Raw genomic sequence first — 20,561 nt, 5'->3', positions numbered from 1 at the left:
CGCCCTTACCGCTCTATATGCGCGGTGCCCTCTTCTGCTCGGGAATGGCGCCCCCGAGAGGACTCGAACCTCCGACCTGCGGTTTAGGAAACCGTCGCTCTATCCGGCTGAGCTACGGGGGCGTGGCGTTGGCCTAGCCGGGGTGGCGCCGAGGGTCAATTGAGCGCGTCGGGCGGTATCACGGGAAAGGGCAAGGGCGCGACCGGCACGCCTTCTTCAACCAGTTCGCGCGCCTCGGCAAGGCTCGCCTGGCCGTGGATGATGGCGGGCGTTTCCTCGCCCAGATGCATCGCCCGCGCCCGCGCGGCGAAGCCCTGCCCCACCCATTCGGACTGTTCGAGCAGCCGCGCTTGCGCCTCGGCGAGCGCGCGCAGCAATGCCTCACCCTCGGATGAGGCAGGCGTCATGGGCGGCGTTTCGCGACGGACCGCGATGTTCGGCGCCATCACCGCCTTCTCGACCTCGGCCGAGCCGCAGCACGGACAGTTGAGCAGACCCTGCTTTCGCTGCGCCTCATAGGCGGCGGTGGAGGCGAACCAGGCTTCGAACTTGTGCCCGCCTCCGCAGCACAGGTCGAAAACGATCATGCCCGCGTCACCGCCGGGATCGGGCGGCGGTGGCGCAGCACCGGCACCCGCGCGCGCACTTCGGCTAGGCGGGCGCGGTCGATCTCGGCGAAGCCCAACCCCGGCGCCTCGCCCATGTCGAGCAGCACCTCGCCCCAGGGGTCCACCACCAGGCTGTGGCCGAACGTGGCGCGGCCGTCCTGGTGCTCGCCCGTCTGCGCCGCGGCGATCACGAAGGCGCCGGCCTCGATCGCGCGCGCGCGGAGCAGCACGTGCCAATGCGCCGCACCCGTCGGGCGGGTGAAGGCCGCGGGCACCGCGAGCAGCTCGGCGCCCGCGTCGCTCAGTGCGCGGTAGAGGTCGGCGAAGCGCAGATCGTAACAGATCGACAGGCCCAGCGCGCCGATCGGGGTTTCGACCACCGCCGCTCCGTCGCCCGCCGCGTAGCTGGCCGATTCGCGCCAGCTCTCGCCAGTCGGCAGATCGACGTCGAACAGGTGGAGCTTGTCATAGCGCGCGCGGATCTGGCCGGCGGCATCGATCACGAAGCCGCGATTGGCCAGCTTGTCGCCCTCGCCCCGGAGCGCGAGCGAACCGAGATGCACCCACAGGCCGTGCCGCGCCGCCGCCGCGCGAACACGCGCCAATACCGTGTCCTCGTCTTCGGCGCGCAACTTGTCCGCCGCCCGGGCGCGGTCCTGATCAAGCAGCCCGGACATTTCGGGGGTGAACAGCATCACCGCCCCCGCCGCTGCCGCCTCGGCGATCGCCGCTTCGATGGTCTGCGCGTTGACCGCGGGGTCGATCCCGCTGGTCATCTGCAAAATGGCGAGCTTCATGCCGCGATCAGCGCGTCGAGTTCGCCCGCGCGTTCCAGCGCCGCGAGATCATCGGAGCCGCCAACATGCCGGCCATTGATGAAAATCTGCGGCACGGTGGTCGCCCCCGGCGCGCGTTCAAGCATCTCGGCGCGCTTGGGGCCGCCAAGGGTGATGTCGAATTCCTCGATCTCGACGGGCTTGCCGCGCAGCAACTTCAGCACGCGGGCGCAATAGGGGCAGAACGCCTTGGTGTAGATTTCGACCTTGCTCATGCGGTGGAGGTGTGGCGACGCGCCGCCAATGTCAATCGTTCTGCGCCCCGTCCAATACCCGCGCCCAGCATAGAATTTCTACCCGGGCGGCTCCCGCGGCGCGCAGCAGCCCGGCGCACGCCTCGGCGGTCGCTCCGCTGGTGTAGACATCATCGACCAGCAGCACGTGGCGCCCGGCGAGTCGCTGAACGCTTGCCGGCGCCAGCGCGAACGCCTCGGCCACCGCCCGTGCCCGTGCCCGCCGCCCCAGCCCGCGCAGCATCGGCGTCGCCCGAACCCGGCGCAGCACGCCGCGCGCGACCGGAACGCCGCGCCGCCGCCCCACCCCGTCGGCGATCAGCGCCGCCTGGTTGAAGCCGCGCCGCCACAGCCGCCAGCGGTGGAGCGGCACCGGCACGAGCAGTTCGGCCTTGTCGGGCACCAGCCGCGCGAGGTGAGCGGCGATCGTTTCCGCATAGGCGATATGCCCGCCATGCTTCAGCCGCAGCACCATCGCCCGGGCGATCGCATCATAGCCGACGGCCGCGCGCACCCCGTCATGGCCGGGCGGATGCTCGGTACAGCGCGCGCACAGAACCTCGCTATCGGCCAGGGGGTGGAAGCAGCTGGCGCACCATGGCGGGGTTAACCAGCGCAGGCTTCCCCAGCAGGCGGCGCAGAACAGGTGATCGGCGCCGCTCACCGCGCCGCATCCCGGGCAGCGCGGCGGCAGCGCGGCATCGACCGCGAAGCGCCAGGGTGCGAGCAGCGCGCGCATCGCCCCCTTGTCGCCGCCCCGCGCCGCCCCCACAAGGCACCGCGTGAGCCCGGCCCAGATTTTCGATCCCGCCGCCCGTGCCAGGGCGCGCGACCGCGCCGCGCCCCGTTTCGCCGCGCATGATTTCCTGCGCGCCTATATGCTGGAGGGGATCGCCGATCGGCTGGCCGGGGTGAAGCGCGCCTTCCGCGACATTCTCGATCTCGGCTGTTTCGATGGCGCGTTCGTGGCGCCCCAGGGCGCACGGGTGGCACGGCTCGACGCGGGGTTCGACTTCGCGCGGGCGAGCGGCGGAGTGCAGGGGCGCGAAGACGCGCTGCCCTTCGCCGACGGGGCGTTCGATCTGATCGTGTCGGCGGGTGTTCTCGACAGCGTCAACGACCTACCCGGCGCGCTTACCTTAGCGCGGCGCGCGTTGCGGCCCGACGGGTTGTTCCTCGCGGCCTTTGTCGGTGCCGGGAGTCTGACGACGCTGCGCGGTGCCTTGCGCGAGGCCGAGGGCGATCGCCCCGCCGCGCGGCTCCATCCGCAGATCGACGTGCGCGCCGGCGGCGACCTCCTCGCCCGCGCCGGCTTCGCGCTGCCCGTCGCCGATGGCGAGACGCTGACGGTGCGCTACCGCGACCTGTGGCGGCTGCTCGGCGATCTGCGCGGAATGGCGGCGGGCAATGTGATGCCCGGCCGCGTGCCGCTCCGCCGCGAGACGCTCGCGCGCCTCGCCGACAGCTTCGGGGCACACGCCGACGCGGAGGGGCGCGTTACGGAACGGTTCGAGATCGTTTTCCTGACGGGCTGGTCGCCGAGCCCCGATCAGCCGCAACCAGCACGGCGCGGCAGCGCGACCGCCTCGCTCGCGGCGGCCTTGCGACCGGGCGGTAAAGCTGTGAACTCATGAAAGCGGGCAGGCGGCAAGCGCCTTCAAGAATGGCCATTGCAAGGACGCTTTAAACGGCACAAAAGCAACCATGATCAGCACAGCGCAAGGTCCAAGTGATGAATCTACTCGGATCTTTCCAATCGTCTTGCTCGTCGCGTTCTTGCTGCACAATGCGGAGGAAGCAATCTCCTACAGCTCCTATCGGGAGTTGTCGCAAGCCTTGATCCGCACTGTATTCTTCCATTCTTACTCCGCACCTTCAACTCACAGTTTCCATGTTGCTTTGCTGGCTGTCTCAGCAGTTGGAAGTGCGGCGATGATATGGGCAAGATTGAACCCCTCGCGTCCTGCCGCGGTTATGCTCGTCCGAGGTTTGGCGTTGCTGATGCTTGGGAATGTGTTCATCCCGCATGTTCCTGCAGCCATTCTGCTTGGCGGCTACGCTCCGGGAGTAGTAACGGCAGTCCTCATGCACGTCCCGATCGCCGGTTTTGTCCTGGTCCGCTTACAACGTGCGTCGGCCGCATAACCGTCGGTCCCCTTCCCACCCCAGCACAGCCATTGAGTCGCCGCGTGAAAAACGGTCGCTTACACATTCACCCCCTAGATCAACGCCTCGATCAGGCCGATCAGTGGCCGATCCGCCGGCGGCATTGGCAGCGCGTGCATCGCCGCCGGGCGCGCCCAGCGCAACGCGCCGCCCTCCAGCGGCTGCGGCATCCCCCGCCATTTGCGGCAGACGAACAGCAGCAGCAACAGATGGCGTTCACCAAGCGGTGCGCTGGCGAAGGCGGCGGGGGCGAGGCACGCGGCATCGGTATCGATCCCCAGTTCCTCGCGCAGCTCGCGGATCAGCGCGGCCTCGGGCGACTCGCCAGGCTCGATCTTGCCGCCGGGAAACTCCCACAGCCCGGCCATCTCCTTGCCTGGCGGCCGCTGTTGCAGCAGCACGCGGCCATCGCCATCGACCAGCGCGGCCGCCACGATCGGAAAAAGAGCGGAGCCCATATCGACCGCGCCTAACAAGCCATCGCCGCGCGCGCCATCCTTTGGTCACGCGAATCTTAACCGATGGCCTGGGCCGTTGGCAGCGGCGGCCGAGGGAAATGCGGGTCTATCATGCGGGCGGCAGCAACTTGTTAACGATCGATCTTTAAAATTACGGGGCACCAACGAGCGGGTTTAACCAATGCGCACGATTCTTCGCCGATTGCTGATCGACCGCCGCGGCGCCACCGCCGTTGAATATGGCCTGATCGTCTCGCTGATCGTGATCGCGATGGTCGCCTCGCTTCAGGCCGTCGCCAGCCAGACGATCGGGATGTGGAACAGCGTTAGCTCGCGCGTGACGCAGGCCAGCAACCACTGAGCCACTCTGATAAGATTAAATTAACCATTCACCCAAAACGATTTGTCAACTTTCACCAGATAGAAACACGATTGCTGGACCGGAATTCGGGTCGGCCGGGTGTTTGAGCAAAGTAAGATTGGAGACCGGAAATGAACGCTATCCGCAAGTTCGTGAAGAACAACAAGGGCGCGACCGCCATCGAATATGGTCTGATCGCCGCTCTGATCGCCGTCGCCGCGATCGCCGCGATGAGCACGCTGGGTAACAACCTGCGCTTCACCTTCCAGAACGTTGCTTCGAACCTGCGTTCGAGCTAAGTTCTTTCGTCCTCCCAGACGAAAACGGGCGGCGGGCTTCGGCTCGCCGCTTTTTTATTGGCTAAAGCCGACCCATCGCCAGGAACTTGGCGCGCCGATCGCGGCGTAGGCCTTCGGGGCTGAGGCCCGCCAGGCCATCGAGCGCGCCGGTGATCGCCGCTCGCAAGCCCGCGATCGCCGCCGCCGGGTCGCGCTGCGCGCCGCCGAGCGGTTCGGGCACGATCGCGTCGATCACGCCGAGCGTCTTCAGATCCTGCGCGGTCACCCGCATCGCCTCGGCCGCGTCGGGCGCGCGTTCGGCGGTGCGCCACAGGATCGACGCGCAGCCTTCCGGGCTGATCACCGAATAGACGGCATGCTCGAACATCAGCACGCGATTGGCGGCGGCGAGCGCGATCGCGCCGCCCGAGCCGCCCTCACCCACGATCGCGGCCACCATCGGCACGCCGAGCGCAAGGCACTGCTCGGTCGCGCGCGCGATCGCCTCGGCCTGGCCGCGCTCCTCCGCCTGGACCCCAGGAAAGGCGCCCGAGGTATCGACGAGCGTCACCACCGGCAGGCCGAACCGATCGGCAAGCCGCATCAGCCGAATCGCCTTGCGATACCCCTCGGGCTTGCCCATCCCGAAATTGTGGCGGAGGCGACTGGCGGTATCGTCGCCCTTCTCATGCCCGATCACCACCACCCGGCGCCCGCCGAGCCGGGCGAAGCCGCCCAGGATCGCCTGATCATCGGCGAAGGCGCGGTCGCCGGCGAGCGGCATGAACTCGTCGAACAACCCGGCGACATAATGTTTGAAATGCGGGCGATCGGGATGGCGCGCGACTTGCGTTTTCTGCCACGGCGTCAGCTTCGCGTAAGTCTCGCGCAGCAAGCGATCGGCCTTGGCCTCGATCCGGGCGATCTCCGCGGCGATGTCGATCGCGCCGTGATCGGCGGTCGTGCGCAGTTCGGCGAGGCGCGCGGTCAGTTCGGCGACGGGTTTTTCGAAATCGAGGAAGCTGGCCATCAGGGCGCCTCGGTTAGGCGCCGCATGGCCACGCGTCAACGCAACTCGGCGAGCGGATGGCGCTGGTTGACCAGCTCGATCAACCGGCTGCTATCGACATGGGTGTAGATTTCGGTCGTCGCGATATCGGCATGGCCCAGCATCAGCTGCAGCGCGCGCAGATCGGCGCCGCCGGCTAGCAGATGCGTCGCAAAGGCATGGCGCAGCACGTGCGGGCTGATCCGGTCGGGCGGCAGCCCGGCCTCGACCGCGAGCCCCTTGAGCAGCTGATAGAGCCGGATCCGCGTCAGATGCGCCCTGCCGCTGGGAAACAGCCAGGCGCTGGGTGGCGCGACCGCGCGCCACGCGCTCACCGCCGCGCGCGCCCGGTCGGAGATCGGCACCAGCCGCTCGCGCCCGCCCTTGCCCTTCAGGATCAGGAAGGGGCGGTCAGGGGCGATGCTCGCGCGCGGCAGCGACACCAGCTCGCTTGCGCGCAGGCCGGAGCCGTAGAGCAGTTCCACCAGCGCCGCGAGCCGCAGATCGCGCGGCGCCGGCTGGGGCTTGGCGAGCCGATCGGCGATGGCGGCGAACAGCCTGTCGACATCAGTGACCGACAGCGTCTTGGGCAAAGGCCGCGCGGTGCCCGGGCGGGGCAGCGCCTCGCTTGGATCATCGGCGCGGTGCCCCTCCTCGTGCAGAAAAGCGAAGAAGCGGCGCAGCGCCGCCGCCTTGCGCGCCACGGTCGCGCGGGACAGCGCCGCCCACCCGTCCGCCAGCCGCTGGAGCGCGGTCGCGTCCGCCCCCGCCAGAGCGCCGTCGAGCGCGCCCGAGGCCAGGGACAAATCGCTGCGATAGGCAGCGATGGTGTTCGCCGCCGCGCCGCGCTCGGCGCTCAGCATCTCCAGGAAGCGGTCGATCAGCCCCGCGTCGTTCAACCCATCGCTCAAAGCCGGGTAAGCGCCTCGATCGCCATCATCCGCGCCTCGGCATCGAGCCCGACACGGTGCATCGCGGCGATGATGCGATAGAAATAGGCGGGCGGTACGCCGTGCCAATTGCCCGTCTGCATCCCCACGCCCGCGAGCAGCAGCACGGTGCCCGGCTCGCCCGCCTGCGCCGCCTGGTCGATCGCGCGGGTCCACGGATTGTCGAGCGCGATATCGACCGCCAGATCGCCGGCGAGCGACTGCGCGGTCGCGGCATCGACCCGATCGAGCCCGGCGAGCGCGGCGAAGAACAGCTGGCGCTTGAGCGTGCTGTCTCCCTGGCCGCCGCCATAGCCGCGCACCTCGCCCCGGCTGTAGCGCGCGCCAAAGCCGGTATTGGCGAGCGCGAGCATCGCCCAGCCGTCGCTCCCCCGCGTCACCACCCCGCGCCAGCGCAACGCCGCCTGATCGTAACCGGCGCTGAGCATCGCAGCGATCGCGCGCTCGGTCGCCTCGTCGGCGGCGGGCGGCAGCAGCGCGGCGGCGCGGGCGGTGAGTACCAGCCGGGCATAGCGCGCGCGTGGGCCTTCGGGCGCTTCCCACAGCCGGCGCAGCGCCGCGACCCGATCCTCGCGCGCGGCGGCGCTGAACGCGGCGGTCAGGTCGCGCGCGGCGGCGGCATCGGGGCTCGACGGGTCTTCGCTCTGGTCGATCGCGCCATAGAGGTCGACCAGAGCCGCGCTCGACAGCACGCCTTGCGCGGCGGCGAGCTCGGCCGAGGGGCGCCGCGCGACCGGGCTCAGCGCCGGCGCCATCGCGCGCCAGAATTGCACGCGCGGCGCCGCGGTCGCGAGCAACGGCGCGGGCACATCGACCCCGGTCGCCATCGCCATGCCATAGCGCCACGCGGTCAGCTCGCCGACGCTGTCCCACTCGATCGTCACCGCGCGGCGTTTGTTAGTGAGGCCCACCGCCTTGTCGGCGAGCAGCAGATCGACCCCGCTCGCCACCCGCCGCTTGCGCGCCGCCTCCAGCTGCGGCCCGCCCTGCCCGGCGATGCCCGAAAGCCCCGCGCACACCGCGTCGAGCAGCACCCACGCCCGGTCGCCCGACTGGCGCTGCGCCGGGCCGATCACCGGGCAGACCAGCCCCGGATCGCCTGCGGCGAGCGCGGTCTGCAGCGCCGCCTCATAGAGCTTGGGCGTATAGTTATCGGTATCGACCGCCTCGATCAGCGCGCGGGCGACGTGCGGCTCGCCCATCCGCACCAGCAGCCAGGCGCGCTCGGCGGCGAAATCGGCGCCGTTCACTTGCGCCGGGGTATCGACCTGCGAGGCAAGCGCGCGGCGCAGCGCGATCGACAGCCAGCGCGAGGGCAAAGGCGCGTCGAGCCGCGCCATCAGCATCTGGAGGAAACGGCCATCGGTACGACCGAAAGCACCCGGCGCGAGCCCGCCCTGATCGGTGCCGACCACCCCTACGCGGGCCAGCGAACGGCGGGCATAGGCCGGCAGCTCATAGGCCTGCATCGCCGCAGGATCGGGCTCGGCGGTCGCCGCCAGATCGTTCGACAGCAAATTGTCGAGCCCCAGATCGTCGGGCACCGGCGTCCCCGGCAGCGGCGCGCTCGGCTGTACGGGCGCGGGCGTCGGCACGACCGGCGCGGAGGGCGTCGGGCTGGGCGGCGGGGTCTGTTCGTTGAAGCCCGGCGGCAGGATCGATTCGGGCCGCTCCTGCGCCAGCGCGGGGAGCACGCTCGCCCCCGCGACCAGCAGCAGCAGGGCCTTGCGCTTAGCTGAGATTGGCAAGCGGGACGACCTTTTCCACCGGCTGCAACGGCTTTTCACGCGCCAAACCGCCGAGCGCCGCCATCCCGCCGCCCAGCACCACGAGCACCACCAGCGCAACGATCACCAACCGCATCTCTACCCTCACGCCCCTGCTCGACTATCCCCGCCACGCGCCTTTTGCCCGAGGCGTGGGCGCGCTGTATAGCCTGTGCCCACATGTTGCAAAATCAACAAAAAGCAGACTGGCAAGGCCAGCCGATCGTGCTGGTGGGGTTGATGGGCGCGGGCAAGACGACGGTCGGCCGGCGCCTCGCCCAGCGGCTGCGCCTGCCCTTTGTCGACGCCGATGCCGAGATCGAGACGGCGGCGGGAATGACGATCGCGGAAATCTTCGATCGCTTCGGCGAACCCTATTTTCGCGATGGCGAGCGGCGGGTGATCGCCCGGCTGATCGATGGCACCCCCAAGGTGATCGCGACCGGCGGCGGCGCCTTCATGAACGAGGAGACGCGCGCGCTGATCCTCGATCGCGCGCTCGCGGTGTGGCTCGATGCCAACCCAGCCGTGCTCGCCGAGCGCGTGACCCGGCGCGACACCCGCCCGCTGCTCCGTAACCGCGATCCGCATCAGGTGCTGCGCGAGCTGGCGCAGCAGCGCAATCCCTTCTACGCGCTGGCGCCGATCCGGGTGCCGAGCCATCACGCGCCCCACGAGGTGACGGTGAAGGCGATTTTGGAGGCGATCGGGGCGTGATCGAAATCTGGGTGGAGTTGGGCGCGCGCGCCTATCCGGTGGTGATCGCGCCCGGCCTGATCGGGGCGGCGGGTGCCGAGCGGCTCGCGCCACTCGCACGCGGCGGGCGGCTGGTGGTGGTGTATGACGCGGCGGTCGAAGGGCATCTCGCGACGCTCGGCGCGGCGCTTGCCGAACACGGCGTGGCGCTCGACCCGGTCGCCATCCCGTCGGGCGAGGCGAGCAAGAGCTGGGCGATGCTCGAGACGCTGTGCGAGGCGCTGCTCGCGCGCGGGGTGGAGCGCGGCGATCATGTGCTCGCGCTCGGCGGTGGGGTGGTGGGCGATCTGGCCGGGCTCGCCTGCGCGATCCTGAAGCGCGGGTGCCGCTTCGTGCAGTTGCCGACGACCTTGCTCGCCCAGGTCGATTCGTCGGTCGGCGGGAAGACCGCGATCAACGCGCGCGGCGGCAAGAACCTGATCGGCGCTTTCCATCAGCCGAGCCTAGTGCTGATCGACCCCGACACGTTGGCCACCCTCCCGTTGCGGGAGCTGCGCGCGGGCTATGCCGAAGTCGTGAAATATGGCCTGATCGACGACGCCGACTTCTTTGCCTGGTGTGAGGCGAACGGCGCGGCGTTGCTCGCGGGCGATGCGGTGGCGCGGGTGGAAGCCATCGCCCATTCGGTCCGTGCCAAGGCCCGCATCGTCGCCGCCGATGAGCGCGAGACGGGCGATCTGCGCGCGCTGCTCAACCTTGGCCACACCTTCGGCCATGCGTTGGAGGCCGAAGCGGGTTTTTCGGACCGGCTGCTGCACGGCGAGGCGGTCGCGGCGGGGATGGCGCTGGCTTTTCGCTACTCGGCACGGCGCGGGCTGTGCCCGGGCGGGGATGGGACGCGCGTGGGAGCGCACCTGCGCGCGCTGGGACTGCCCGCGGGGCTCGCCGAGGCGGGGGTGAATGCGCCCGGCACCCGCCTCGTCGATCATATGCGCCACGACAAGAAGATGGTGGGCGGCACCCTCCCCTTCCTCCTCGCGCGCGGCATCGGGCAGACCTTCGTCGCGCGCGACGTGGCGCTCGACGACGTGGCGGCGTTCCTCGATGAAGAGCGGGAGGTGTGCGATGCCCCAAGGCGTCCATAAGCGCGACCTGCCGACCAAGACCTGCCCGGTCTGCGCGCGCCCCTTCGCGTGGCGCAAGAAATGGGCGCGCGATTGGGACAATGTCGTCTATTGCTCGGACAAGTGCCGAAAAACAGGGCGTTAGCGGCTATCCCGCGCGCCAGAGGCTCCACGTGAGCCACAGCCAGCCGGCGATCATCAGCGCGCCACCGATGGGGGTGATCGCCCCCAGCCAGCGCGGCAGGCCCAGCGCCATCAGATAGAGCGTCCCGGCGAACAGCGCCCCGCCCGCGACGAACAACCACGCCGCCCCACCCGCGCGCAGCTGCACCGCGACCATCGCCGCGAGCGCGTGCGCGAGCTGATATTGCCCGCCAATGCGAAGCCACTCAGCGGCCTTCCCCTCCGCGCCATGCGCCCCAAACGCTCCCGCCGCCACGGCGAGCGCGCCCGAAAGCGCCGCCAGCACCAGGATCATCGCTCCTCCTCCGCTCGCGCGGCGACGGCTTCAGCCAGGGTGCGGTGCGAGAACATATGATCGACCGCCGCGCGCAAATCGCCGGTTTCGGATTGCGCCTTCAGCCGAATCGCATCGCGGCGGCGATATTCGTCCTCGGTGCGGGCGATCTGCTCGCTGTCGATCTGGAGCAGCTCCATCGCCTGGCGGGCCATCTGGATCGCCGATTCGAACACGTCGCGCACCGTGCCCGCCAGTGGCGCGCCCGCCATCTTGATCAGGCTGCGCCGGTCATAGGCGCGCGCGAACAGCGCGGCCTGTGGGAAGGCATGATTGATCGATACCAGAAACTCCCGGTCGATCTGGTCACCATCGATGCAAAACACCAGCAACTGCGCCTCGTGCCCGCCCGCCTGGCGCAACAGATCGAGGCGTAAGCCGTCGCCGAAATAAACCTTCATCCCGAAACTGCCGGCGACCTCGATTGTCTCGGGGTTCCGGTCGATCACGGTCGTGCGCACGCCCTGGCCGATCAGCATCTGAGCGACCGTCTGGCCGAAGCGGCCATAGCCGATCACCAGCGCGCTCGCGCCATCGGCTTGGGGTCCGTCGAGGCCGTCGGTCCGCTTGGGCGGCGCGCTCAGCACGCGCTTGGTGAACGCCATCAGGAAAGGCGTGGTCGCCATCGACAGCGTCACCACCGCGCCGAACAAGCTTGCGGCGGCGGGCGCGATCAGCATCGCCTGCTGCGCCTGGGCGAACAGCACGAAGCCGAACTCGCCGCCCTGGCTCAGGAGCAAACCAAGCTTCAGCGCGGCGCGCCATTCCATCCGGAACGCGAGGCCTATCGCGGCGATCACCCCCGCCTTGGTCGCGACCAAGAGCAACGCCATACCGCCCACGAACAATGGCCGGCTGGCAATGGCGTCGAGATCCAGCATCATGCCGACGCTCAGGAAAAACAGCCCCAGCAGGATCGATCGGAACGGATCGACGTCAGCCTCCAACTCGTGCCGATAGGGACTGTCCGCCAGCATGACGCCGGCGACGAAAGCGCCGAGCGCGGTCGACAACCCTAACGACTCCATCAAGGTCGCGGCGGCGATCACCGTGAAGAGCGCGGCGAAGATGAACATCTCGCGCTCGCCAAGATTACCGATCAGGCGGAACATGGGGCGCAGCAGGAAGCGACCCGCCAGCACCAACCCGCCCACCGCCAGCACGGTGTAAAGCGCGAGCAGCCAGCCCGGAGAAGCCCCGGGGGGCGCCGGCGCCCGGCTCAAGGCGGCGATGATCGTGATCAGCGGCACGATCGACAGATCCTGGAACAACAGGATCGAAAAGGCACGTTCGCCAAAGGGGGTGCGCAGCCGCCCGGCCGATTGCAGCATTGGCAGCACCTGCGCGGTCGACGAGAGCGCGAGCGGCAGCGCTACCGCGACCGCCGCGGCCCAGGAAAAGCCACCATACCAGGCCACCACCCCGGTCAACGCCGCCGCGCACGCCACGACCTGCAGCGTGCCGACCGCGAAAATCTCCTCGCGCAGCCGCCACAACCGCGACGGGTTAAGTTCGAGCCCGACCAGGAACAGCAGCAGCACGATCCCCAGTTCGGCCGCGCCGCGCTTGCCCTCGACATCGCCGACCAGCGCGAGTCCCTGCGGCCCCACCACCGCGCCGGCGACCAGGAAGGCGAGCGTCGCCCCGAGCCCCAGCTTGCGGAACAGCAGGACGAAGACGAGCGCGAAGCCCAGCAGCGTCACACCGTCGCGGAGCAGATGCTCGTTCATGCAGCGGCAGCAAGGCGCGCGGCGGCGACGGCTTCGGCCCCCGCCTCGAACGCGAGCCGGATCGAGGCGTGGCGCGCGCTGTGCGGCAGGGCGGGTTCAAAGACCTCGATTCCCGGCCAATCGGGTATCCCGCCCTGACCAGCGAGCCACCTGATGAGCGCGTCCCGCGCCGTGGTGAGCTCAGCCGCGTCCTTGCCCCCGGCATGCTCGGCAAACAGCGCCGCCGATGCCTGGCCCAGCGCGCAAGCGCGCACCAACATCCCCAGCTCGCGCAGCCGTCCCTCGCCGTCCACATCCACGTCGACCGTCACCCGGCTGCCGCAGATCGGCGAGCGTTTCTCCACCGTCGCCATCGGCGCCGCCAACCGCGCCGGCGGCACCCGCGCGGCGAGGCGGAGGATTTGCTGGTTATAGAGCGGGGCGTTCATCATTCTCGTTCCCCGGCGCTGCCTCATTGCCGAACACCGGTCCGCCGCGCCGCCGCCGATCGACGAAATCGGCGACCCCGGCGCTCGTCACCCTCAGCAACGGATAGGTGCGTGAACTGGTGATCCAGCTCGGCCGGCGCAACGGGCCGCCGCTGATCGTATCGACGATCAGTGTGATCAACAGGAACAAAAGACTGGCGAAGATCAATCCCTTGAGCCCGCCAAAGCCGAAGCCGAGCGCGCGGTCGACCGGCCCCAGGATCGAGGTGCGGGTGCGTTCGCCGATCGCGCGCGCCACCCAGCGCCCGCCCAAATAGGTGAGCCCGGCGATCACCACGAAGGCGAGCACCGCCGCGCCAGCGTTGGTGCCGATCGTGCCGGTGAGCATCCCGGACAGCGGTCCTTGCAGCACCCGCAACGCGAGGACCATGAACAGCCAAGTGGTGAGCGACAGCACTTCGGTGACGAACCCGCGCATCGCCCCCAGAACGGCCGCGCCGATGATCAGCACCAGCGCGATAATGTCGAGTGCGGTCAGCCCCATCTTTCCCTCGGTCGGCAACCCGCCCCAGCGCTAGCCACGCCCGAGCAGATGGTCAACGAAGCGCAGCAAGTTCTTGAAACCGGCGAGCGCGAGCGCGCTCTTTTCTCCTGCCGCCGAGGCAGGCAGCAAAGCGCGGTCGAAGCCGAGCTTCGCCGCCTCTTTCAGCCGCAGCCCGGCATGGGCGACCGGGCGGATTTCCCCCGAAAGCGCGACTTCGCCGAACGCGACCGCGCCCACCGGCACGGGGCGTTCGCTAAGCGCCGAGACGAGCGCCGCCGCCACCGCCAGGTCCGCCGCCGGGTCCTGCACGCGGTAGCCGCCCGCGACGTTCAGATAGACTTCCGCCGACGAAAAACTCAGCCCGCACCGCGCCTCCAGCACGGCGAGGATCATCGCCAGCCGCCCCGAATCCCAGCCGACCACCGCGCGGCGCGGCGTCGCGCCGCTCGCCAGCCGCACCACCAGCGCCTGCATCTCGACGAGCACCGGCCGTGTACCCTCCAGCGCGGGGAACACGACCGTGCCGCTCACCCCCTCATCGCGCTGGGTGAGGAACAAGGCGCTTGGGTTCGCGACCTCGCTCAAGCCACTGTCCGCCATCGCGAACACGCCGATCTCGTCGGTGCCACCGAAACGGTTCTTGATCGCGCGGAGCAGCCGGTATTGATGGCTGCGCTCGCCTTCGAAGGCGAGCACGGTATCGACCATATGCTCCAGCACGCGCGGCCCGGCGAGGCTGCCATCCTTGGTGACATGGCCCACCAGCACCAGCGCCGAGCCCCGCTCCTTGGCGAAGCGGATCAGCTCCTGCGCGCTCGCCCGCACCTGGCTGACGGTGCCCGGCGCGCCCTCGATCATGTCCGAATGCATCGTCTGGATCGAATCGATCACGAGCAGGCGCGGCGCCGGCCCGTCGCCGAGCGTGGTGAGGATGTCGCGCACCGATGTCGCGGCGGCGAGTTGCACCGGCGCCGCGCCCAGCCCCAGCCGCCGCGCGCGCAGCCGCACCTGATCGGCCGCTTCCTCGCCAGAGACATAGGCGACGCGGTGCCCACCCTGCGCAAGTCGCGCCGCCGCCTGGAGCAGCAACGTCGATTTACCGATCCCCGGATCACCGCCGATCAAGGTCGCCGATCCCTCGACGAACCCGCCACCCAGCGTGCGATCGAACTCGGCGATCCCGGTCGCGAGCCGCGCGGGAAGCGGGATTTCGGCATCGAGACCGACCAAAGTCACCTTCTGCCCGCCGCTGCGCAGATGATGTTTGGCCTGGAACGGCGTCGCCGCCAGCGCCGCTTCCTCGGCCAGGCTGTTCCACTCGCCGCAATCGCCGCATTGCCCCGCCCAGCGGTGCGTCGCCGAACCGCACGCCTGGCAGACATAACGCTTCTGGGGTTTCGCCATCTCAATAGCTTTCGCAGGAACGAAGAAAGAACGCAAGGCGAGCGGGCTAGTCTTTGCCGCAATCGCTCGCTAGGGCGCGCGCGATGACCCCCGATCGCCTGCGCGTCGCGCTGTTCAGCGGCAACTATAATTATGTGCGGGATGGCGCCAATCAGGCGCTCAACCGGCTGGTTGGTTATCTGCTCGGCCAGGGCGCGACGGTGCGGGTCTATTCTCCGACCACTAAGACACCAGCATTTCCACCTACCGGCGATCTGGTCGACGTGCCGGCGCTGGGCGTGCCGGGCCGCGGTGAATATCGGCTCGCGCTGGGCCTTCCCGCCAAGACGCGGCGTGACCTAGAGGCCTTCGGGCCGAACATGGTGCATCTGTCCGCGCCCGACATTCTAGGGCACCGCGCCCTCACTTGGGCCCGAGGCGGCAGCGTGCCGGCGGTCGCCTCGGTCCACACCCGCTTCGATACCTATGTCGCTTATTACGGCCTCGGCTTCCTCGCACCGGCGGCGGTAGCGATCCAGCGCCGCTTCTATCGCCGCTGCGACGCGATCCTCGCACCCGCGCCGTCGATGGCTGAAATCCTGCGCGCCGAACGGATGAACTTCGATATCGGCATCTGGTCACGAGGTGTCGATCGGACGATCTTCAGCCCCGCCGTGCGTTCGCTGCCTTGGCGCCGCTCGCTCGGGATTGGCGACCAGGAAGTAGTGATCGGCTTTCTGGGCCGACTGGTGCTCGAAAAGGGACTTGGCGTGTTCGCCGATGTCATCGCCGAGCTTGAACGCCGGCAAGTGCCGCACCGGGTGATGGTGATCGGCGAAGGCCCGGCCCGCGCCTGGTTCGCCGAACGCGTGCCGAGCGCGGTGTTCACCGGCTTTCTGGCGAATAGCGAGTTGGGCCGCGCGGTCGCCTCGATGGACGTGCTGTTCAACCCCAGCACGACCGAGACGTTCGGCAATGTGACGCTGGAGGCGATGGCGTGCGCGGTGCCGGTGGTGGCGGCGATCGCGACGGGAACGTCGAGTTTGGTCGAGGACGGCGTCACTGGCCGGCTCGTCGCGCCCGATGACATCGCCGGCTATGCCGACGCGCTCCAGGCCTATGCACTGGACCGCGATCTCGCCGATGATCACGGCATGGCGGGCGAAGCCAAGGCTGGCGCGTTCAGTTGGGACGCGATCAACAAAGCGGTGCTCGACAAATATCTAGAGGTGATCGCGCGGCGCGGCGGCTGAGTCAGGCGCGGGCGTTGGGGGCTGGCAACCGTGCCCATCCCGCCTAAACTGGCGCGACGATGCCCGACCTCTTCGCTGATCCTCCCACACCCCCGCCCGCCGACACCGCGCCGCTCGCCGAGCGGCTGCGCCCGCAGGCACTGGATGAAGTCGTCGGGCAAGAGCATCTGACTGGCCCCGAAGGCGCGATCGGGCGGATGGTGGCGGCGAGTCGCTTGGCTTCGATCATCCTGTGGGGCCCGCCCGGCACCGGCAAGACGACGATCGCGCGGCTGCTCGCCGAGGCGGTTGGCCTGCGCTTCGTCGCGATCTCGGCGGTGTTCTCCGGCGTCGCCGATCTGAAAAAGGCTTTTGCCGAGGCCGAAGCGCACGCCCGGCGCGGCCAGCGCACCTTATTGTTCGTGGACGAGATTCACCGCTTCAACCGCGCGCAGCAAGACGGCTTCCTGCCCTATGTCGAGGCGGGCACCGTCACGCTGGTGGGAGCGACGACCGAGAACCCCTCGTTCGAGCTCAACGCCGCCTTGCTCAGCCGCGCGCAGGTGCTCATCCTCCATCGGCTCGGTCCCGAGGCATTGGGCACCGTGCTCGACCGGGCGGAGGCGCTGATCGGGCGCCCCCTGCCCCTCACCCCCGAAGCGCGCGGGGCACTGATCGCGGCGGCCGATGGCGATGGCCGCTTCCTGCTCAACCAGGCCGAGACGCTCTTTTCGGTCGACCTACCAGCGCCGCTCGATCCGGCCGGGCTTGGCGGGTTCCTCCAGCGCCGCGTGGCGGTGTACGACAAGGACCGCGAGGGGCATTACAACCTCATTTCCGCGCTCCACAAATCGCTGCGCGGATCGGACCCGCAGGCTGCGCTCTACTACCTCGCGCGGATGCTGGTGGCGGGTGAGGAACCGCTTTACGTCCTTCGCCGCCTGACGCGGTTCGCCAGCGAGGATATCGGCCTCGCCGATCCGCAGGCGCTGGCGCAATGCCTCGGCGCCAAGGATGCCTATGAGTTCCTAGGCTCGCCCGAGGGGGAATTGGCGATCGTCCAGGCGTGCCTCTACCTCGCGACCGCGCCCAAATCGAATGCCGCGTACGAGGCGCAGAAGGCGGCATGGCGATCGGCGAAGGAAACGGGCTCGCTGATGCCCCCCGCGCACATCCTCAACGCGCCGACCAAGCTGATGAAGGACATCGGCTATGGCGCGGGCTATGCCTATGATCATGACACGCAAGCCGGTTTTTCCGGGGCGGATTACTGGCCCGAGGGCATGGCGCCGCAGACCTTTTACGCGCCGGTCGATCGCGGCTTTGAACGCAAGATCGCCGAGCGGCTGGCTTATTGGGAGGGGCTGAAGAATGCGCGGGATTAGTCTGGCAGCGCTGTTGATCGCTACCCCGGCACTTGCGCAACAGGCGCAAGCCCCGGCCCCCTACACCCGGGCGATCGCGGCGGGGTACAAGGCGGCGGTGCTCTGCTCGGCGATGTTCATCGGCGGTCGCGCCCAAGCAGACGTAGAAGCGTTGGAGCTGACCGGCATCTACCCCGAATATGACAAGATCGTCCCCACCCTCCCCGCCGAGGTGAACCGCGCCGCCGGCATGGTGACGGTACGCTTCGATCCCAACCTGCCACCGCGCGTCGCCGCCTATCGTGGCGAGACCGGCTGCACCAACCTGCCGATCGGCGCCACAGTCCCATCCGTAGGCACGACCCCGCCCGCCCCGGCCCCCGCCGATCCGCGCCCTTGGCCGCTTGGCGACGCGCTGCCGAAGATCGCTTTCCAAGCGATCCCGGCGGTCGAGCGCGCTTTTGCTGGTGGCTATCAGGGGCGTACCACCGGCGTCGTGATCCTGCGCGAGAACCGGATGATCGCCGAGCGTTACGCAGCCGGTTTCGGGCCGTTCACCGCCAATCGCACCTGGTCGGTCGCGAAGAGCATCACCGGAACGCTCGCCGGGATCGCGGTGAAAGCGGGCGCGGTGAAGGTGGACGCGCCGGCGCAAGTGCCCGAATGGCGCACTCCCGGCGACCCGCGCTCGGCGATCACGCTCGATCAGCTGCTCCGGATGGCCTCCGGCCTCCACAGCGCGACCGCCGGCAACCGCACCGACGCGATCTATTTCGGCGGCACCAGCGTGACCGAGGAGATGACGCAATGGCCACTGGAGGTGAAGCCGGGCACCCGCTTCCGCTATGCCAACAACGACATTCTGCTCGCGATGCTCAGCCTGCGCACCGCGCTGGGCGAGGACGCATATCGCGATTTCCCGCAACGCGCGTTGTTCGGCCCGCTCGGGATGCGCCATACCGTCGCGGAAGTGGATTGGCGCGGCAACTACGTCTCCTCCAGCCAGATATGGACCACCACGCGTGACCTCGCCCGCTTCGGCCTGCTCTACCTGAATGACGGCGTGTGGAACGGCGCGCGGCTGCTCCCCGAAGGCTGGCGAAGCTATGTGACGCGCCCGAGCGGCCCGCAGCCGGCGAGCGGCTTCGGCTATGGCGCGACCTTCTGGCTGATGCGCGGCACGCCGGGGGTACCCGACGATGCCTTCTCCGCCAACGGCAATCGCGGACAGTTCGTCGTGATCGTCCCCACCCGCGGCATCGTGATCGTCCGGCGCGGCGAAGACCCGGCGAACAGCAATTTCGATATCGGCAAGTTCACCGCCGATGTGCTGGCGGAGGCGAAGTGAAGGACTGGCAAGAAGCCCTCGCCTTCGCCCTCGCGCTGCCCGGCGTCGAGCTTGGGCGGCATTATGGGCACGAAGCAGCGAAGGTAAGCGCCAATGGCCGGGCCTTCCTCTCGCCCGGGCATGAGGCGACGGAAAGCTTCTGCCTCCAGCTCGATACCGATACGATCGCGCTGCTGCTCGAAACCGACCCCGATAGCTTTTTCCAGACGCCCCATTATGCGGGCTATGGGGCGGTGCTCGTTCGCTATGGCAGCGACGATCCCGAGCGCGTGGCCGCGATGATCGAACGCGCGCGCGATCAGGCCGCCGCCAAGCGCCCGGTCCGCCCCAAACGGTGAGCCGCTTCGCGCATTTCGTCGCGATCGACTGGTCGGGCGCGCGGGGATCGCGGCACCGGGGCATCGCGCTCGCCTGGTGTGGCATCGGGCGCGCGGCGCCGCGGCTTGTCTCGCCGCCGCACGGGCTCTGGTCGCGGATGGCGGTGCTCGACTGGCTGCTGCGCGCGGCGCCGCCCGACGCGCTGATCGGTTTCGATCTCGGCCCATCGCTGCCCTTTGCTGACCGTGGCGCTTTCTTCCCGGGCTGGGATGCCAGTCCGGGCGATGCGCGGGGCCTTTGGTCGCTCGTCGAGACGCTATGCGGCGGCGAACCCGATCTCGGCGCGGCGGGCTTTGCCGACCACCCTGGGGCCGCACCGCATTTTCGACGGCATGGCGGACGTACCGGCGAAGCTTTCGGTGGCGGACGGGGCCGCTTTCGCGTGACCGAATATGCCCAGGCAGCGCAGGGCTTGAAGCCCTATAGCAACCTCAACCTCGTTGGTGCGGCGCAGGTGGGCAAGGCAAGCCTCGCCGGGATGCGGCTGTTCCACGCGCTCGGCGGACGGTTGCCACTCTGGCCGTTCGATCCGCTGCCCGAGCGCGGCTCGGCGCTGGTCGAAATCTACACCGCGCTCGCCGCGCGCGACGCAGGCCGCCCGCCGCACCGCGCCAAGATGCGCTCGCTCGCCGAGCTTAACACCGCCCTCGCCACGCTCGGCAGCGCGCCGGTGCCTGGCCACGGGCCGATCGACGATCATCGCAGCGACGCGCTGCTCAGCGCCGCCTGGCTGCGCGCGGCCGCCAGCCGCGAGGCACTGTGGCATCCTGCGGGCCTAAACCCCGCGATCGCCGCGACCGAGGGCTGGACCTTCGGCGTGGTTTGACGCAAGAGCCGCCCGACGCCGGTTTAGCTCAGCTGGTAGAGCAGCGGTTTTGTAAACCGAAGGTCGCGGGTTCGATCCCTGCAACCGGCACCAGACCCCAGCCACGCTTAAAACTTACCCCTTCCCCGGCGAAGGCCGGGGCCCAGTCGCGGAACGCCCGCTAGGCCAGCGTGACGCGATAAACCGCGGGATGCTCGGCCCCGGCCTGCGCCGGGGAAGAGGGAGGGGGATGGAGGCGCGCAGCCCCCTCTGGGCGAGAATATTGAACCCCGTCGCTCAACGCCCTA

Annotated in this window: 26 protein-coding genes and 2 tRNA genes; 13 read left to right on the top strand and 15 right to left on the bottom strand. The window is 69.1% G+C overall.

What is annotated here, in order from left to right; all coding sequences use genetic code 11:
* Nucleotides 1-45: 45 nt before the first annotated feature.
* The 5 genes from K2X73_RS10830 to K2X73_RS10810 all read right to left on the bottom strand — a co-directional run bounded on the left by K2X73_RS10830 (nt 46) and on the right by K2X73_RS10810 (nt 2,416).
* Nucleotides 46-122: transfer RNA gene (locus K2X73_RS10830), tRNA-Arg, on the bottom strand.
* A 33-nt stretch (nt 123-155) separates the two neighbouring features.
* Nucleotides 156-587, bottom strand: coding sequence for a DUF1178 family protein (locus K2X73_RS10825; RefSeq protein WP_294110750.1), 432 nt, complete (start codon nt 585-587; stop codon nt 156-158).
* Entirely contained in the window at nt 584-1,405 is an 822-nt protein-coding gene (locus tag K2X73_RS10820) for a carbon-nitrogen hydrolase family protein (RefSeq protein WP_294110748.1), read from the bottom strand. Before K2X73_RS10820 ends, K2X73_RS10825 begins: the two co-directional genes overlap by 4 nt.
* Nucleotides 1,402-1,659: a glutaredoxin 3 gene (gene grxC, locus K2X73_RS10815; protein ID WP_294110746.1), complete on the bottom strand. Its 258-nt coding sequence runs from the start codon at nt 1,657-1,659 to the stop codon at nt 1,402-1,404. The genes K2X73_RS10820 and grxC overlap by 4 nt, the downstream gene beginning before the upstream one ends.
* A gap of 31 nt (nt 1,660-1,690) precedes the next feature.
* Nucleotides 1,691-2,416 (bottom strand): ComF family protein, encoded by a 726-nt coding sequence (locus K2X73_RS10810; RefSeq protein ID WP_294110743.1) that lies wholly within the window; start codon nt 2,414-2,416, stop codon nt 1,691-1,693.
* 43 nt (nt 2,417-2,459) lie between these two features.
* Between K2X73_RS10810 and K2X73_RS10805 the strand changes: the two genes are divergently transcribed.
* A complete protein-coding gene (locus K2X73_RS10805; RefSeq protein ID WP_294110741.1) occupies nt 2,460-3,311 on the top strand; it encodes a methyltransferase domain-containing protein in 852 nt (283 codons plus the stop codon).
* 70 nt (nt 3,312-3,381) lie between these two features.
* Nucleotides 3,382-3,822: an HXXEE domain-containing protein gene (locus tag K2X73_RS10800; protein ID WP_294110739.1), complete on the top strand. Its 441-nt coding sequence runs from the start codon at nt 3,382-3,384 to the stop codon at nt 3,820-3,822.
* A 74-nt stretch (nt 3,823-3,896) separates the two neighbouring features.
* On the opposite strand, the gene K2X73_RS10795 is transcribed toward K2X73_RS10800, so the two are convergent.
* Entirely contained in the window at nt 3,897-4,301 is a 405-nt protein-coding gene (locus K2X73_RS10795; protein ID WP_294110737.1) for a (deoxy)nucleoside triphosphate pyrophosphohydrolase, read from the bottom strand.
* Between the two features lie 181 nt (nt 4,302-4,482).
* Here K2X73_RS10795 and K2X73_RS10790 point away from each other — a divergent pair, with 181 nt between their 5' ends.
* Together K2X73_RS10790 and K2X73_RS10785 are read left to right on the top strand one after the other, a co-directional pair.
* Nucleotides 4,483-4,662, top strand: a complete 180-nt coding sequence (locus tag K2X73_RS10790) for a Flp family type IVb pilin (RefSeq protein ID WP_294110735.1) — start codon at nt 4,483-4,485, stop codon at nt 4,660-4,662.
* A gap of 131 nt (nt 4,663-4,793) precedes the next feature.
* Nucleotides 4,794-4,961, top strand: coding sequence for a Flp family type IVb pilin (locus tag K2X73_RS10785; RefSeq protein ID WP_294110734.1), 168 nt, complete (start codon nt 4,794-4,796; stop codon nt 4,959-4,961).
* Nucleotides 4,962-5,022: 61 nt separating this feature from the next.
* Here K2X73_RS10785 and K2X73_RS10780 read toward each other — a convergent pair whose 3' ends face one another.
* The 4 genes from K2X73_RS10780 to K2X73_RS10765 are packed head-to-tail and all read right to left on the bottom strand — an operon-like array spanning nt 5,023 to nt 8,792.
* Complete coding sequence (locus K2X73_RS10780) at nt 5,023-5,970, bottom strand: acetyl-CoA carboxylase carboxyltransferase subunit alpha (protein WP_294110733.1); 948 nt, start codon at nt 5,968-5,970, stop codon at nt 5,023-5,025.
* A gap of 35 nt (nt 5,971-6,005) precedes the next feature.
* Nucleotides 6,006-6,899, bottom strand: a complete 894-nt coding sequence (locus tag K2X73_RS10775; protein ID WP_294110730.1) for a tyrosine recombinase — start codon at nt 6,897-6,899, stop codon at nt 6,006-6,008.
* The gene (locus tag K2X73_RS10770; RefSeq protein WP_294110729.1) at nt 6,896-8,686 is read right to left on the bottom strand and encodes a hypothetical protein; all 1,791 of its coding nucleotides are present in this window, start codon (nt 8,684-8,686) and stop codon (nt 6,896-6,898) included. Before K2X73_RS10770 ends, K2X73_RS10775 begins: the two co-directional genes overlap by 4 nt.
* The gene (locus K2X73_RS10765) at nt 8,670-8,792 is read right to left on the bottom strand and encodes a hypothetical protein (RefSeq protein WP_294110727.1); all 123 of its coding nucleotides are present in this window, start codon (nt 8,790-8,792) and stop codon (nt 8,670-8,672) included. Before K2X73_RS10765 ends, K2X73_RS10770 begins: the two co-directional genes overlap by 17 nt.
* Before the next feature lie 92 nt (nt 8,793-8,884).
* Between K2X73_RS10765 and K2X73_RS10760 the strand changes: the two genes are divergently transcribed.
* The 3 genes from K2X73_RS10760 to K2X73_RS10750 are packed head-to-tail and all read left to right on the top strand — an operon-like array spanning nt 8,885 to nt 10,669.
* Nucleotides 8,885-9,421 (top strand): shikimate kinase, encoded by a 537-nt coding sequence (locus K2X73_RS10760; protein WP_294110725.1) that lies wholly within the window; start codon nt 8,885-8,887, stop codon nt 9,419-9,421.
* Nucleotides 9,418-10,545: a 3-dehydroquinate synthase gene (gene aroB / locus K2X73_RS10755; protein ID WP_294110723.1), complete on the top strand. Its 1,128-nt coding sequence runs from the start codon at nt 9,418-9,420 to the stop codon at nt 10,543-10,545. The genes K2X73_RS10760 and aroB overlap by 4 nt, the downstream gene beginning before the upstream one ends.
* The gene (locus tag K2X73_RS10750; RefSeq protein WP_294110721.1) at nt 10,526-10,669 is read left to right on the top strand and encodes a DUF2256 domain-containing protein; all 144 of its coding nucleotides are present in this window, start codon (nt 10,526-10,528) and stop codon (nt 10,667-10,669) included. The genes aroB and K2X73_RS10750 overlap by 20 nt, the downstream gene beginning before the upstream one ends.
* A gap of 3 nt (nt 10,670-10,672) precedes the next feature.
* On the opposite strand, the gene K2X73_RS10745 is transcribed toward K2X73_RS10750, so the two are convergent.
* From K2X73_RS10745 to radA, 5 genes are read right to left on the bottom strand one after another with little or no spacing between them, the layout of a single operon-like run.
* On the bottom strand, nt 10,673-11,002 hold the full coding sequence (locus K2X73_RS10745) for a DUF423 domain-containing protein (RefSeq protein ID WP_294110719.1): 330 nt from the start codon (nt 11,000-11,002) through the stop codon (nt 10,673-10,675).
* Entirely contained in the window at nt 10,999-12,771 is a 1,773-nt protein-coding gene (locus tag K2X73_RS10740) for a cation:proton antiporter (protein ID WP_294110716.1), read from the bottom strand. Before K2X73_RS10740 ends, K2X73_RS10745 begins: the two co-directional genes overlap by 4 nt.
* A complete protein-coding gene (locus K2X73_RS10735) occupies nt 12,768-13,199 on the bottom strand; it encodes an iron-sulfur cluster assembly scaffold protein (RefSeq protein ID WP_294110714.1) in 432 nt (143 codons plus the stop codon). The genes K2X73_RS10740 and K2X73_RS10735 overlap by 4 nt, the downstream gene beginning before the upstream one ends.
* The gene (locus K2X73_RS10730; protein WP_294110713.1) at nt 13,180-13,743 is read right to left on the bottom strand and encodes a CvpA family protein; all 564 of its coding nucleotides are present in this window, start codon (nt 13,741-13,743) and stop codon (nt 13,180-13,182) included. The genes K2X73_RS10735 and K2X73_RS10730 overlap by 20 nt, the downstream gene beginning before the upstream one ends.
* Before the next feature lie 30 nt (nt 13,744-13,773).
* A complete protein-coding gene (gene radA / locus K2X73_RS10725) occupies nt 13,774-15,147 on the bottom strand; it encodes a DNA repair protein RadA (protein ID WP_294110710.1) in 1,374 nt (457 codons plus the stop codon).
* A gap of 83 nt (nt 15,148-15,230) precedes the next feature.
* Between radA and K2X73_RS10720 the strand changes: the two genes are divergently transcribed.
* From K2X73_RS10720 to K2X73_RS10695, 6 genes are all read left to right on the top strand, one after another.
* The gene (locus K2X73_RS10720) at nt 15,231-16,379 is read left to right on the top strand and encodes a glycosyltransferase family 1 protein (RefSeq protein ID WP_294110708.1); all 1,149 of its coding nucleotides are present in this window, start codon (nt 15,231-15,233) and stop codon (nt 16,377-16,379) included.
* 59 nt (nt 16,380-16,438) lie between these two features.
* Nucleotides 16,439-17,743 carry a replication-associated recombination protein A gene (locus K2X73_RS10715; protein ID WP_294110707.1) on the top strand — a complete coding sequence of 435 codons (1,305 nt, stop codon included), beginning with the start codon at nt 16,439-16,441 and terminating at the stop codon, nt 17,741-17,743.
* Nucleotides 17,730-19,070 carry a serine hydrolase gene (locus tag K2X73_RS10710; RefSeq protein WP_294110706.1) on the top strand — a complete coding sequence of 447 codons (1,341 nt, stop codon included), beginning with the start codon at nt 17,730-17,732 and terminating at the stop codon, nt 19,068-19,070. Before K2X73_RS10715 ends, K2X73_RS10710 begins: the two co-directional genes overlap by 14 nt.
* Nucleotides 19,067-19,408: a hypothetical protein gene (locus K2X73_RS10705; protein WP_294110704.1), complete on the top strand. Its 342-nt coding sequence runs from the start codon at nt 19,067-19,069 to the stop codon at nt 19,406-19,408. The genes K2X73_RS10710 and K2X73_RS10705 overlap by 4 nt, the downstream gene beginning before the upstream one ends.
* Nucleotides 19,405-20,274, top strand: coding sequence for a hypothetical protein (locus K2X73_RS10700; RefSeq protein ID WP_294110702.1), 870 nt, complete (start codon nt 19,405-19,407; stop codon nt 20,272-20,274). Before K2X73_RS10705 ends, K2X73_RS10700 begins: the two co-directional genes overlap by 4 nt.
* 17 nt (nt 20,275-20,291) lie before the next feature.
* Nucleotides 20,292-20,367: transfer RNA gene (locus K2X73_RS10695), tRNA-Thr, on the top strand.
* The last annotated feature ends 194 nt before the right edge of the window (nt 20,368-20,561 follow it).

It is taken from the genome of Sphingomonas sp., from assembly GCF_019746665.1.
Taxonomy (GTDB): domain Bacteria; phylum Pseudomonadota; class Alphaproteobacteria; order Sphingomonadales; family Sphingomonadaceae; genus Sphingomonas.
The sequence above is the reverse complement of the archived record's forward strand: the minus strand, read 5'-3'. Positions and strand labels throughout refer to the sequence as shown.